14 protein-coding genes are annotated in these 13,730 nt (G+C 62.0%); 6 read left to right on the forward strand and 8 right to left on the reverse strand.

The window, feature by feature from the left end; genetic code table 11:
- Positions 1-12: 12 nt before the first annotated feature.
- The 7 genes from ACA046_RS19210 to ACA046_RS19240 form a co-directional block, all read right to left on the reverse strand.
- Positions 13-846, reverse strand: coding sequence for a phosphodiesterase (locus ACA046_RS19210; RefSeq protein WP_497674723.1), 834 nt, complete (start codon positions 844-846; stop codon positions 13-15).
- Positions 847-862: 16 nt separating this feature from the next.
- The gene (locus ACA046_RS19215; protein ID WP_497674724.1) at positions 863-1,894 is read right to left on the reverse strand and encodes an ABC transporter ATP-binding protein; all 1,032 of its coding nucleotides are present in this window, start codon (positions 1,892-1,894) and stop codon (positions 863-865) included.
- Entirely contained in the window at positions 1,891-2,685 is a 795-nt protein-coding gene (locus tag ACA046_RS19220) for an ABC transporter permease (RefSeq protein ID WP_258346442.1), read from the reverse strand. Before ACA046_RS19220 ends, ACA046_RS19215 begins: the two co-directional genes overlap by 4 nt.
- The gene (locus tag ACA046_RS19225) at positions 2,682-3,503 is read right to left on the reverse strand and encodes an ABC transporter permease (RefSeq protein ID WP_459021628.1); all 822 of its coding nucleotides are present in this window, start codon (positions 3,501-3,503) and stop codon (positions 2,682-2,684) included. The genes ACA046_RS19220 and ACA046_RS19225 overlap by 4 nt, the downstream gene beginning before the upstream one ends.
- On the reverse strand, positions 3,504-4,508 hold the full coding sequence (locus ACA046_RS19230) for an ABC transporter substrate-binding protein (RefSeq protein ID WP_497674725.1): 1,005 nt from the start codon (positions 4,506-4,508) through the stop codon (positions 3,504-3,506).
- Entirely contained in the window at positions 4,508-5,512 is a 1,005-nt protein-coding gene (locus ACA046_RS19235) for a LacI family DNA-binding transcriptional regulator (RefSeq protein ID WP_497674726.1), read from the reverse strand. The genes ACA046_RS19230 and ACA046_RS19235 overlap by 1 nt, the downstream gene beginning before the upstream one ends.
- Positions 5,513-5,778: 266 nt before the next feature.
- Positions 5,779-6,447 (reverse strand): DUF2268 domain-containing putative Zn-dependent protease, encoded by a 669-nt coding sequence (locus ACA046_RS19240; RefSeq protein WP_497674727.1) that lies wholly within the window; start codon positions 6,445-6,447, stop codon positions 5,779-5,781.
- Positions 6,448-6,631: 184 nt separating this feature from the next.
- Here ACA046_RS19240 and ACA046_RS19245 point away from each other — a divergent pair, with 184 nt between their 5' ends.
- Both ACA046_RS19245 and ACA046_RS19250 read left to right on the forward strand, forming a co-directional pair.
- Positions 6,632-7,729: a carboxynorspermidine decarboxylase gene (locus ACA046_RS19245; protein ID WP_057438683.1), complete on the forward strand. Its 1,098-nt coding sequence runs from the start codon at positions 6,632-6,634 to the stop codon at positions 7,727-7,729.
- Between the two features lie 29 nt (positions 7,730-7,758).
- A complete protein-coding gene (locus ACA046_RS19250; protein ID WP_459021636.1) occupies positions 7,759-9,003 on the forward strand; it encodes a saccharopine dehydrogenase family protein in 1,245 nt (414 codons plus the stop codon).
- A gap of 214 nt (positions 9,004-9,217) precedes the next feature.
- On the opposite strand, the gene ACA046_RS19255 is transcribed toward ACA046_RS19250, so the two are convergent.
- Positions 9,218-9,997 carry an IclR family transcriptional regulator gene (locus tag ACA046_RS19255; RefSeq protein ID WP_076017050.1) on the reverse strand — a complete coding sequence of 260 codons (780 nt, stop codon included), beginning with the start codon at positions 9,995-9,997 and terminating at the stop codon, positions 9,218-9,220.
- Positions 9,998-10,212: 215 nt separating this feature from the next.
- On the opposite strand from ACA046_RS19255, the gene ACA046_RS19260 reads away from it, so the two are divergent.
- From ACA046_RS19260 to ACA046_RS19275, 4 genes are read left to right on the forward strand one after another with little or no spacing between them, the layout of a single operon-like run.
- Positions 10,213-10,995, forward strand: a complete 783-nt coding sequence (locus tag ACA046_RS19260) for an ABC transporter substrate-binding protein (protein WP_459021638.1) — start codon at positions 10,213-10,215, stop codon at positions 10,993-10,995.
- Positions 10,992-11,660 carry an ectoine/hydroxyectoine ABC transporter permease subunit EhuD gene (gene ehuD, locus ACA046_RS19265; RefSeq protein WP_177026630.1) on the forward strand — a complete coding sequence of 223 codons (669 nt, stop codon included), beginning with the start codon at positions 10,992-10,994 and terminating at the stop codon, positions 11,658-11,660. The genes ACA046_RS19260 and ehuD overlap by 4 nt, the downstream gene beginning before the upstream one ends.
- Positions 11,657-12,409 carry an amino acid ABC transporter ATP-binding protein gene (locus ACA046_RS19270; RefSeq protein ID WP_497674728.1) on the forward strand — a complete coding sequence of 251 codons (753 nt, stop codon included), beginning with the start codon at positions 11,657-11,659 and terminating at the stop codon, positions 12,407-12,409. Before ehuD ends, ACA046_RS19270 begins: the two co-directional genes overlap by 4 nt.
- Positions 12,406-13,674 (forward strand): NAD(P)/FAD-dependent oxidoreductase, encoded by a 1,269-nt coding sequence (locus ACA046_RS19275; RefSeq protein ID WP_497674729.1) that lies wholly within the window; start codon positions 12,406-12,408, stop codon positions 13,672-13,674. The genes ACA046_RS19270 and ACA046_RS19275 overlap by 4 nt, the downstream gene beginning before the upstream one ends.
- Positions 13,675-13,730 lie beyond the last annotated feature (56 nt).

Consider the following 13,730-nt stretch of genomic DNA (forward strand, 5'->3'; position numbering starts at 1 on the left):
CTCCGGGAAACTTCAGTCAATCAATCCATGAGCGTCATAAAACGGATACGGCCCCGGGTAGTCCCCGAATACGCCGTTGTGGCTGACCAACCCTTGTTGTTCATCCCAGCGGTGCAAGAGGTAACCCGCCGGTTCCAGATTAAAATGCGCCGGCGCGGCCTCCTGTAGATCCAGCACGATTTGATGGGACGTACCCGGGCATACGCAGCTCACACTGCCGCCGAAACGGCGCTGCATCGGCCGGTGCAAATGCCCGCACAGCAGACGCTCCACCTGGGGGTGACGGGCGATGACCTTTTCCAGCGCGGCAGCGTTACGGAACGGCTCGCGGTCCATATGGCCGATGCCGCTGATAAACGGCGGGTGATGCAAGATCAGCAGGGTCGGCACGTTCGGATGCAGCGACAGTTGCTCATCAAGCCACTGCAATTGGCTGTCCAGCAGCTGGCCGCCATGGGCATCAGGGATCGTCGAATCCAGGCCGATCAGCCGCACCGGATAGTCGTCCACCGCCCAGTCCAGCGGGCCGTCGGCGCTCGCCGGCAAATAGCGGTGATCATGAAACGCGTCGAGCAAATGCTGGCGGTTGTCGTGATTGCCCGGCACCAGGTAGCAAGGCATCTGCAAACGGGCCAGCTCGGGGTGCAGCACGGCGTATTCATCGGCGCGACCAAAGTCCACCAGGTCGCCGCTGATCACCACGATATCGGGCCTCGGGTAACTGGCATTCAGGTGGTCGACGGCACGGCGCAATGCACCGAGAGTGTCGACCACGCCGTAAGTCAGGCGCTGACCGGCTTTAAGGTGCAGATCGCTGATCTGCGCAACAAGAAACGGACGGTTCAAAATAGGCTCTCTGAAGTCAGGCATGCAGGGTGAACAGCTTGTGTGGGGCGATGGCCAGGGCAATCGGCGCGCCGACGGCGTAAAGCTGGTTGTCGCTGCTGTCCACCAGCAACGGTTGCGGGCCGCCGACATCCACCAGCAGGCGGCTTTGCGCGCCCTGGAAAAACTGCGCCAGCAAATGCCCGTGCAGGTGCCCTTCGCTCTCCATCACCCGCAGGTGCTCGGGGCGGCAGTACACGGTGGCCGGCAGATGGGGCTCGTGCCACGGCAGTTCGCCGCCGCACACTGTCAAGCCATGGGCCGTGCGATCAACCACCGAAAAGGCATTCAGGTTGCCCACAAAGCCTGCGACAAACGCGTTGGCCGGCTGCTGGTAGATCTCCCGCGGGCTGGCCAGTTGCGCGATACGCCCCTGCTCCATCACCAGGATGCGATCTCCCAGGGCCATGGCTTCGCCCTGATCGTGGGTGACGAACACCGAGGTGATGCCGAGGCCGCGCAATAGCTGATCCAGCTCGCTGCGCAGGCGCTCACGCAACTGTGCATCGAGGGCGGCCAGCGGTTCATCCAGCAACAGCACTTTGGGCCGAGGTGCCAAGGCGCGAGCCAGTGCCACACGCTGGCGCTGGCCGCCGGACAGTTCATGGATGCTGCGCTTGCCATGGTTCTGCAGGCCCACCAGCTCCAGCAGTTCGTCACAGCGCTTGTTGCGCTCTGCCGGCGCGACGCCGCGAATTTTCAGGCCATAGACGATATTGCCGGCCACATCCAGGTTGGGAAACAACGCGTAATTCTGGAACACCATGCCCACATCACGGCGCTCGATGGGCAGGCGCGTGACGTCGGTGTCACCGAAAAAAACCTGGCCCACATCAGGACGCTCAAGGCCGGCGATCAAGCGCAAGGTGGTGGTTTTACCGCAACCGGACGGGCCGAGAATGGCCAGGGTTTCGCCGCCCTCGATGGTCAGGTCAAGGTTTTGCACGGCAACGGTGCCGTCAGTGAATGCCTTGCGGCAACCCTTCAGGCGAATGGTGATAGCGGTCATCGACGCTCTCCACGGGACAGACGAGCACTGATGGCCTGCAACGCAATCAGCAGCGGTACGATCATCAGCAAAAAGATAAGGGTGTAGGCGCTGGCGATTTCCAGGCGGGCCGAGGCATAGCTGTCAGCGAGGCCGACGGGCAAGGTCTTGGTCATCGGCGTGTGGAGCATCCAGGTCAGGTTGAACTCGCCCAGGGACAGGGTGACGACCATCAGCACCCCGGCGAGAATCCCCGCCCGGCAATTAGGCACTACCACACTGAAAAAGCGCCGAACGGGGCCTGCGCCCAAACTGGCGGCGGCCTCTTCCAGAACCGGCAGTTGCTGGCGTTGCATCACCGCCATCACCGGGCGCACCAGGAACGGCAATGTGAACAACACATGCCCCACCAGGATGAACAACCAACTGCTGCGAAACCCGCCGAACTGGCCGTAGGTCAGCAACAACGCCAGGGCACTGGCCAGGCCGGGCATGGCCACCGGCAGCACCATCAATTCCTCGAAGGCGCGGCTGAAGCGGTTGTTCATGCGCACCAAGGCATACGCCGCCGGTACGCCGATCACGCAGACGCATACCGCGCAGGCCAGGGCCAATTGCAGCGAGAGCCAGACCGTCGGCGAGTAGGCCTGCCAGACCTGAATCAACCAGTCGAAGGTCAGGCCGCTGGACAGGCCGACAAAGAAATTGCGCGTCAGCCCCGCCAGCAATGACATCAATACCGGCACCAACATGAAGGCGCAGACCAGCAAGGTAAACAGCAGCTGGATGACAAACAGCGATGAGCGCTTCACAGGACGGTCCCCGAGTGTTTCACCAGGCGCCGCGTCAGCAACAACACGGCCCAGGTCACCGCGCCGAGCACCACCGAGAGGGCTGCCGCCACCGCAAAGTTGGCGTAGTTGGTGAACACGTTATAGATAGCGACGGGCGTCACGTTCAGCCGCGTGCCCAGGGTGAACGCCGTGCCGAAGGCGCCCATGGACGTGGCAAAACAGATCGCCCCGCAGGATGCCAAGGCCGGCGCCAGGCCCGGCACGATCACGTCGCACACCACACGCCAATGCCCGGCCCCCAGTGAATGGGCGGCTTCCTCGAGGCTGCGGTCGAGGCTTTCACACGCCGCCATCACCGTGAGGATCACCCGAGGAATCGAGAAGTACAGGTAGCCGACAAACAACCCCGCCAGCGAATAGGCAAAGATCCAGCGCTCACCGGCCAACTGAAGCCCGAGTGCGGCAAACAAGCCTTGTCGACCGGCCAGCAGGATCACCAGGAAGCCCACCACCACACCGGGGAACGCCAGGGGAAACGTCAACAACGCCACCAGCGCCGAACGCCCGAAGAATTGCTGACGGGCGAGAAACACACCGGCGATGCCGCCCACCAGCAGCGCCGCCAGCGTCACCAGCACCGCGAGCACGCAGGTTTGCGCCAGGCTGCCCAGGTATTGCGCGCTGCTCAGCACTTGCCAGTAACCGCTGCCGTGGCTGTCGCGGCTTTCGCCGCCCAGCACCATCAGGTGCGCCAGCGGCAACAACCAGAACGCGAGCAGCACCGCAAACGCCGGGGCCAGTGCCCAGGCGGGATTTGGCCGCAAGAGTGCCTTCACTTACTTGACCTCACTCAGGTAACGCGCGGCGAAGGCTTCCTGCACGGCGGCCATTTTTTGGTAATCCACCACGCCGGCACGGGCGTAGTCGCTGTCTGGCAAAAACTGCGCGGCGACGTCCGTCGGCATCTTCAATGGCCGCACCGGACGCAGGTAGGCTTTGGCCCAAAGTGCCTGGCCCGCATCGGACAAGACGAAGTCCAGGACCTTTTCACCGTTGGCGCGATGCGGTGCGTTCGCCACCAGGCTCATCACGTACGGCACGCTGATGCTGCCTTCCTTGGGAATCACGAAGGCGACGTTGGCGTTGTCCTTGTAGCGGGCGCGATAGGCGTTGAAGTCGTAGTCCACCAGGATCGGCAACTCGCCGGAAAGCACCCGCGCATAGGCGGTTTGCTTGGGCGCGATGGGGGCGTTTTTCGACAGTTTCTGGAAGTAGTCGATGGCCGGGGCGAAGTTATCGAGGTCGCCGCCCATGGCGCGGTTGATCGCCACCGCCGAGACGTAGCCAACGAAAGCGCTGGACGGGTCGAGGTAACCGACCATGCCTTTGTACTCAGGCTTGAGCAGGTCGGCCCAACTTTGCGGCACCGGCAGCCCGCCCAGGGCATCAACGTTGACCATGATGCCCAGGGTGCCGGAGTGAATTGCGAACCACTGGCCGTCCGGGTCTTTCAGGCCGGCGGGAATCTGTTCCCAGCCTTTGGGTTTATAGCCCTCCACCACCGCGGCCTTCTGCGCTTGCAGGCCGAACGTCACGCCGTAGTAGACGACATCGGCCACCGGCGCGGCTTTCTCGGCCACCAACTGCGCCAGGGACTGGCCGGAGTTCTTGTTATCCAGTGGCACCTGCACACCGGTGGTCGCCGCGATGGCCTTGAGTTGCGAGCCCCAGTCCGCCCAGTCTGGCGGGCAGTTGTAGCAAATCGCGGTGTCGACGGCCTGGGCCAGGCTGGCCGTGCCGCACAGCAGCAATGCCGCCAGGGTTTTACTGAGCATGCTCATCAAGCGTCTCCTTTATGGGGTTGGGTACTTTCGCCCGGCTGGATATGGCACGGCAGGCAGTGGGAAGTCGGTGGGTTGCCGGCGATTTGCGCCAGCAGTTGGTCGATCACGGTGCTGGCCAACAGCGCGATGGGCTGCACCACGCTGCACAGCGTCGGGTGCATCTGGGTGCCCAGGGAAATGCCGTCGAACCCCATCACCGAGAGTTGTTCGGGCACGTTCCAGGCATGGCGGCGCAGTTCGGCGATCAGGCTGATGGCGAGAAAATCGTTGGAACACACCAGCGCTGTGGGGGCCTGGGGGCCTTGCAGGAAGGGTTCAATGGCGGCGAACTCAGCTTGGGTGTGGGCCGGCATTTCGATCACCGGCTGGCTATCGAGACCGTACTCGCCCATGGCATCGCAATACCCGGCGTAGCGCAGGCGGGCCCGGTCGGACTGCAACGCGGGGCCGGCAACCATGGCGATCCGGCGATGGCCGGCTTCCAGCAGATAACGGGTAGCGAGGGCCATGCCGGCGCGGTTGTCCACGGAGACGGCGCTGTAGTTGGGGTTGTCGGGTTGGTGGTAAGCCAGCACGAACGGTGTTTCTTCCGTGGCCAGGCTGTGGAGCACGCTGTTGCTTTCGGCGTCGGTGACGGTCAGCACCAGGCCGTCGACGCGCTGGCGCAGCAGTTCTTCCACCACGCTGCTTTCGCGCTCGGCGCTGTAGTCGGTGGTCGCCAGCAACAGGTTATAGCCACGCAGGCGCGCGGCGCGCTCCATGGCCTGGAACTGCTCGGCGAACACCGGGTTGAGCAGATTGGGCACCACCACACCAATCAGTTGGGTGGTTTGCAGGCGTAGTTGGCGGCCCAGCAAGTTGGGCCTGAAACCCAGCTCGCGGGCGGCAGCGAATACCTGGTCGCGGGTGGCCGGGCGCACTTGTTCCGGGGAGGCAAAGGTGCGGGCGGCGGTGGCACGGGATACGCCGGCCAGCCGCGCTACGTCTTTCAAATCAGTCATTGTCACTCGCTTGAGATCGATCTCATTGGCGAGGACAGTAACGGGGGAATGTGGCAGTCAGACGATGGGGAGATGACGGTTTGATGTCAGTGTGGACGGGGTTTTGGAGGCCGCTGAAGATCTCCTGTGGGAGCTGTCGAGCTTTGGCGAGGCTGCGATAGCGGTGTGTCAGGCGACCTATTTAGAGGCTGTGCCGCCGCCTTCGCGGCCTCGCTAAAGCTCGACGGCTCCCACAGGGGATGGGGGGTGCTTGGTGGGTTTGTGTTTCAAGGCCGGGTCACGAGCCCTTGCTTGGTTGCATTGGCGAGTATGTCTTGGGCGGGCACGTTGACCCATGTGGCGGCGTCCACCTCACCCAGCGTTGCCAGCCAGGCCTCCACCATCTGGTAGCCGAGCGTGTAACCCAACCACCTTGGCCGCGCGCCGGTACCAAAGAACCATTCACTGTGGTCGTAATACGTGGCCTCGAGAAGCTGGCGGTCTACAGGGGAACTCAGCAGTTCCTGTGGTGCAAGCGCCCTCTCCCACAACTCCGGCTCACTGCCCAGCACCCGGCGCACAAACTGCCCGGCCAGGCCTTCACTGACCATCGCCTCCCCCAGCGTCCAGCCATAGCCGGGCCCTGCCATGCGCAGGCAATGATGCACTTCATGCACCACATGTCGGCGCAACGCGCCGCTTTGCAGGCTGGCGAGGAAATTCGGATTGTCGGGATCAAGGGTCATGCTGAACAGGGTGCTGCGATAAGCGCGCCCCACCAGGCCCAGTTCCGGGAGGGTCTCCCCCGGCAATCGCTGGATCAGAATGTCCAGGCGCGGCGGTGGCATCAGCTCCGCAATGGCCACGTAGGCGACTTCAAATTCACGGATCAGCTCAGGGCGAAACTGCGCCAGGCTCCCCGAAGCTTCCAGCCAATGCAGCGTCCATGCGTCCATTCTCACCTCTCGTCGCCAAAGCCGGGATGCGTTATCAAAGCGGCTCATCATACCTACGGGCTGTCATATTCACAGGCCAGCTTATAACCGGGCCAGCAAATTCCGCTGACTAACCTTTCGATCTGTCCCAAGTGCGGGCACAATGCGTGTCCTTTTTTGGCAGGCACCGCCGCAGGCTCTGAAAATGATCAAAACGCCGTACTACCTCATCGACAAACAGAAGCTTCTGGTCAACATGCAGAAGATCGCCTACGTGCGCGAACAGTCCGGCGCCAAGGCTCTGCTGGCCCTCAAGTGTTTCGCCACCTGGTCAGTGTTCGACCTGATGCAGGAATACATGGACGGCACCACCTCGTCGTCGTTGTACGAGCTCAAGCTGGGTCGCCAGAAGTTCGAAGGTGAAGCTCACGCCTACAGCGTGGCCTGGGCCGACGATGAAATCGAAGAGATGCTGGATAACTGCGACAAGATCATCTTCAACTCCATCAGCCAGCTGCAGCGCTTTGCCGAACGCAGCGAAGGCAAGACCCGCGGCCTGCGCGTCAACCCGCAAGTGAGCAGCTCCGACTACCTGCTGGCCGACCCGGCGCGCCCGTTCAGCCGTTTGGGCGAGTGGGACCCTGTGAAGATCGAAGGTGTGATCGAGCAGATCTCCGGCTTCATGTTCCACAACAACTGCGAGAACGGTGACTTCAACCTGTTCGACCAGATGCTCAACACCATTGAAGAGCGCTTCGGCGCGCTGCTGCACAAGGTCAACTGGGTCAGCCTCGGCGGCGGCATCCACTTTACCGGTGAAGGCTATGCCATCGACGCCTTCTGCCAGCGCCTCAAGGCGTTCTCGCAGAAGTACGACGTGCAGGTGTATCTGGAGCCCGGCGAAGCCGCGATCACCAACAGCGCCTCCCTGGAAGTGACCGTGCTCGACACCCTCTACAACGGCAAGAACCTCGCCGTGGTAGACAGCTCCATCGAAGCCCACCTGCTGGACCTGCTGATCTATCGCCTCAACGCCAAGCTGGCACCAAGCGACGGTGAACACACCTACATGGTGTGCGGCAAGTCGTGCCTGGCCGGGGACATCTTCGGTGAATACCAATTTGATCAGCCGCTGGCCATCGGCGATCGACTGTCGTTCATCGACACGGCAGGCTACACCATGGTCAAGAAAAACTGGTTCAACGGCCTGAAAATGCCGTCCATCGTAGTGAAACAACTCGACGGTACAGTCGAAGTGGTTCGTGAATTTGGTTACGACGACTACCTGTCCAGCCTTTCGTAAAGCGGACAGATAAAGGAGAGATAAAGCAATTGAAAAAGAACGTTCTTATCATTGGTGCAGGAGGTGTCGCCAAGGTGGTGGCCCACAAGTGCGCGCAGCACAACGACGAACTCGGTCGTATTGCTATCGCGTCGCGCAACATCTCCAAATGCCAGGCCATCATCGACAGCGTCAAGGCCAAGGGTAGCCTCAAGGTACCCGCCCAGATTCAAGCCTTTGCGCTGAACGCTTTGGACGTGGAAGCGACCAAGGCACTGATCCGCGAAACCGAATCGCAGATCGTCATCAACGTCGGTTCCTCGTTCCTCAACATGTCGGTACTGCGTGCCTGCATCGACACGGGCGTGGCATACCTCGACACCGCCATCCACGAAGAGCCGGGCAAGGTCTGCGAGACCCCGCCGTGGTACGGCAACTACGAGTGGAACCACCTGGAAGAGTGCAAACAGAAGAACATCACGGCCATCCTCGGCGTGGGCTTCGACCCGGGTGTCGTCAACGCGTATGCAGCGCTGGCGCAGCAAAAGCATTTTGACCGCATTGATTCGATCGACATTCTCGACGTCAATGCCGGCTCCCACGGCAAATATTTCGCCACCAATTTCGACCCGGAAATCAACTTCCGCGAATTCACCGGACAGGTGTGGAGCTGGCAGAACAGCCAGTGGACCAGCAACACCATGTTCGAAGTCAAACGCACCGACGACCTGCCTGTGGTCGGTTCGCAGAACCTGTACCTGACCGGCCACGATGAAGTGCACTCGCTGTCGAAAAACCTCGACGTGCCCAATGTGCGTTTCTGGATGAGCTTCGGCGAACACTACATCAACGTGTTCACCGTGCTGAAAAACCTCGGCCTGCTCTCCGAAAAACCGGTCACCACCGCCGAAGGCCTGGAAGTCGTGCCGCTGAAACTGGTCAAGGCCGTGCTGCCTGACCCGTCGTCGCTGGCACCGGGCTACACCGGCAAGACCTGCATCGGCGACCTGGTCAAGGGCACCAAGGATGGCCAGCCACGCGAGCTGTTCATCTACAACGTGGCCTGCCACGAAGAAGCCTTTGCCGAAACCGACAGCCAGGGCATCTCCTACACCGCCGGCGTGCCACCCGTGGCCGCAGCGCTGCTGGTTGCCCGTGGCGAGTGGGACGTGAAGCACATGGCCAACGTCGAGGAACTGCCGGCTGAGCCGTTCCTGAAAGCGCTGGACGTGATGGGGTTGCCGACTCGTATTAAAGACGAGAATGGTGATCGTGCCTGGGATGCGATTGCCTGATAGGCGATAGTTGACCGAACAAAAAAATGCGCCCGAAGGGGCGCATTTTTTGTTTGGGCTCACACCAATCTCCAAGAATGATGAAGATCAAAATGTGGGAGCGGGCTTGCTCGCGAATGCGGTGTATCAGTCGCCAGATGCAGTGACTGGCACACCGCATTCGCGAGCAAGCCCGCTCCCACATTTTTGATCTGCTGTGTTCTTGAGAATGGGGCTATTCAAGGTTCCGCGCTGAGTTACTCAACGCCCTTGAACACTGCAACAACGCCGGCGCCAACTGCTTCTCCGCATCCGCCCTGCTCCACCGACTGGTGGGCGCCACCACATGCACCGCCGCCACCGGCCGACCATTCGCGCCCAACACCGGCGCGCCGATGGTCATGTCGCCCAGGAACAGCTCCTGGCCATTCACCGCATAGCCCTGTTCGCGCACCTGCTGCAACGACGCCATGATCCTGTCGACCTCAGTCAACGTCTGGCTGGTATGCGCCACCCGCTGGCTGTTCTCAATCAACACCAACGCCTCATCCTGCGGCAACGCACTCAAATACGCCCGGCCCGACGCCGTGCAGTACATCGGCACCCGCGAGCCAATCGGCATGTGTACCGGCACAAAGCCTGAGCTGACAAACCGCGCGATATAGGTCATGTCGTAACCCGCAGGCTCGGTCAGGCACGAGGTTTCTCCGGTCAGCCGGGTCAATTCCGAGAGGAACGGGTTGGCCACCTCAATCAACGAATGCGCATCCAGATAACTGAAGCCCAACTCCAGCACCCGCGGTGTGAGTTGGTAATGGCGCGTGCGCGAGTGTTTCCGAAGGTAACCCAGGCTTTCCAGGGTAAACACCATGCGCTGGGCCGAGCTTTTGGTCATGCCGGCGGCCTCGGCCACCTCTGCAAGGCTCATGCTGCGGCGCTGTGCGCTGAATGCCTTGAGCACCGACAGGCCTTTTTCGAGGGATTGGTTGTGCAAGCTGTTGCGTTCTTCAGACATGGCGAACTCGCGGTCAGGTCGATCAAGCGTGGCGATATTTCTACACCAAACTGCCAAATTCGACCACATAAAATCGCATACCGATACGAATGGTTCATTTTGTCGATTTTCAATACCACTAAACGATTTTATTGAATCGAAATGGCATAGAGCTTGCGGTTTGCTTTCCAACCGCTTGCGGTACTGACGATCCGTTTTCCTTCTGGAGTAACCCGATGAACAGTCTTTCGCCCTTGTTTCGCCGCCTCGCCTTCGGTATTTGCGCCACCTTTTGCGTAGCAACCGTGCACGCCGCCGGTGCGGCCTCGTACAAAGTCGGTGCAACGGCCAGCGGTTCGCCGTTCACCTTCCTCGACATCAAGAGCAACAGCATCCAGGGCGTGATGGTCGACGTCGCCAATGCCGTGGGCAAGGCCGGTGGTTTCACCAGTGAAATCGAGCAGACCAACTTTGCCGCACTGATCCCGTCGCTGACCTCCGGCAAGCTCGACTTCATCGCCGCCGGCATGCTCAAGACCCCGGAGCGCGCCCAAGTGGTGGACTTCAGCGCACCGGTGTACGCCTACGGCGAAGGCCTGATCGTGAGTGTCGATGACAACGCCGCCTATCCCGACCTCAGCTCCCTGAAAGACCAGGTGGTGGGTGTGCAAGCCGGCACGATCTTCTACGACATGCTCAACAAGCTGGGGATCTTCAAGGAAATCCGCACCTACGACTCCATCGGCGAAATGGTCCGCGACCTGAGCCTGGGCCGCATCAAGGCCGCCGTGGGTGACCAGCCAGTGGTGGCCTACCAGATCCGCCAGAAGCTGTTCAAAGGCGTGAAGCTCGCCGCCGACTACAAGCCGGTCAACGTCGGCGAGGTGTGCCTGGTGGTGCGCAAGGGCGACAGCGAAACCCTCGCACGCCTGAACCAGGCCATCGCCAGCATCAAGGCTGACGGCACCCTGGACGCAATCCTCAAGAAGTGGGGACTTGATGCCCAGGTGCAACCATGAACCCGGCTGAATTCCTGCAAAACGCCCAGGACTTCTTGCCGATCCTGCTTCAAGGCGCCTGGGTAACGATCCAGATTACCGTGCTGTCGTTCCTGCTCAGCAGCGCGATCGGTCTGGTGCTGGCGTTGCTCAAGCTGTCGCCGATCCGCGCTCTGTCGTGGGCAGCGAGCACCGTGATCAATGTGATTCGCGGCCTGCCGATCATCGTGCAACTGTTCTACATCTACTTCGTGTTGCCGGACATGGGCGTGCACCTCAGCGCATTCCAGGCGGGTGTGATCGGCATGGGCATCGCCTACTCGGCGTACCAGGCGGAGAACTTCCGTACCGGCATCATCGCCGTCGAACAGGGCCAGCGTGAAGCCGCCGAAGCCCTGGGGATGCGCTCGGTGCTGATGATGCGCCGGGTGATCCTGCCCCAGGCCTTTCGCATCGCCTTGCCGCCCTACGGCAACACCCTGGTGATGATGCTCAAGGACTCGTCCCTGGTGTCGACCATCACCGTCGCCGAGATGACGCGCCAGGGCCAACTGATCGCCTCATCCACCTTCCAGAACATGACCGTCTACACCCTGGTCGCCCTGCTCTACCTGCTGATGAGCCTGCCGCTGGTGTATGGCCTGCGCCGCATGGAACAGCACCTGGGCCGGAGGAAAAAAGCATGATCAAGATTCGCCAACTGCAAAAACACTACGGCACCCATCGCGTGCTGCACGGCGTCGACCTGGACGTGGCCAAGGGCGAAGTGGTGTGCCTGATCGGCCCGTCCGGCTCGGGCAAATCCACCCTGTTGCGCTGCATCAACGCTCTGGAAGCCTACGACGGCGGCACCATCCGCGTATTCGGCGAGACCGTGCAGCGCAGCAGCAAGACCGTGCATGCCCTGCGCAGCCGCATGGGCATGGTGTTCCAGCGCTTCAACCTGTTCCCCCATCGCACCGTGCTGGAAAACGTGATGGAAGGCCCGGTGTACGTCAAAGGCGAACCGCTGAAACAGGCTCGCGAAGAAGCCCTGGCGCTGCTGGATAAAGTCGGCCTGTCAGCCAAGGCCGATGCCTACCCGGAACAACTCTCCGGCGGCCAGCAACAACGGGTGGCCATCGCCCGCGCACTGGCGATGAAGCCCGACGCCATGCTGTTCGACGAACCCACCTCGGCCCTCGACCCGGAACTGGTGGGCGATGTGCTGGAGGTGATGCGCACCCTGGCCGACGAAGGCATGACCATGATCGTGGTGACCCACGAAATGGGCTTTGCCCGGGAAGTGGCCGACCGCGTGTGCTTCCTGCACGGCGGCTACATCGTGGAGAGCGGGCCGGCCGAGCAGGTGCTGGGCAACCCGCAACAACCACGTACCCAGGACTTCCTGCGCCGCGTGCTGCATCCCACGGCCAACACCCGGAGCCTGTCATGAAGTCACTCTGGGCCGCGACCGCGCCCGCTGCACCGCCGACACCCGCGCTGGCTGAGTCATTGAAGGTGGACGTGGCCATCGTCGGCGCCGGGTACACCGGCTTGTCCACGGCCCTGCACCTGGCGGAACGTGGCGTGAGCGTGTGCGTGCTGGAAGCCAACGAACCTGGCTGGGGCGCGTCCGGGCGCAATGGCGGGCAAGTCAATCCGACGCTCAAATACGACCCGGATCAACTGGTGCAGATGTACGGTGCCGAGCGCGCCGAGCCGCTGATCCATACCGTGTCCAACTCGGCGGATCTGGTGTTCAACCTGATCCAGCGCCATGGCATTGACTGCGCCCCCACGCGCAAGGGCTGGATGCAGGTTTCCTATTCCGAAAAAGGCGTGACAGGCCTGCATGCCCGGGCCGAACAATGGGAGCGCCGCGGGGTACCGGTGCAGCGCCTGGATGCCAGCGCGGTGTCCGCTCGGATGGGCAGCCAGGCGTTTGCCGGTGGCTGGCTGGATGGCCGCGCTGGCGCCATCCAACCCCTGGCCTATGCGCGCGGCCTGGTGCGTGCAGCGCAGGCGGCGGGCGTACGCATCCACGGGCAAAGCGCCGTGACCGCGATGCAACAGGCGGGGGCTGGCTGGAAGTTGCAAACCGCCAGCGGCGCGCAGGTGTCTGCCGGCCAAGTGGTGCTGGCCACCAACGGCTACAGCGGCGACTTGTGGCCCGGCATGGCCCAGAGTGTGCTCGCGGCCAACAGCTTTATCGTCGCCACCCGACCATTGAGCGGGGCTGCGGCCGAGAGCATTTTGCCGGGCAAGGAAACCGTCTCAACCGCACAGCGCCTGTTGCTGTACTTTCGTAAGGACGCCCACGGCCGCCTGCTGATGGGCGGGCGCGGACTGTTCGAAGATCCCACGGGGCCAGCGGATTTTGCGCACCTGGAACGCTCGCTGGCGTTGTTGTTTCCGCAACTGGGCAAGCTGGACTTCGAGTACCGCTGGGCGGGGCGGATCGCGATCACCCGGGACTTTATGCCCCACGTTCACGAGCCCGCGCCCGGCTTGACTCTGGCGCTGGGTTGCAACGGGCGCGGGATTGCGTTGTGTACCAGCCTGGGCCAGCAACTGGCGGGACGCTTGTGTGACAGCCGTTCGGATTTTTCTTATCCGGTAACTCCGCTGCAGCGACTACCCTTGCATGGGTTGCAGCGGTTCTACATTGGCGCGGGCGTGGCGTGGTACAGCTTGCTCGATCGTTTGAATGTGACCTGAGGACCTGGGGGCGCGCCTGTGTCGCACCCCCAGCTCTGTCCGGCAGCGTTTACTAC

The organism is Pseudomonas sp. LBUM1641 (assembly GCF_059716235.1).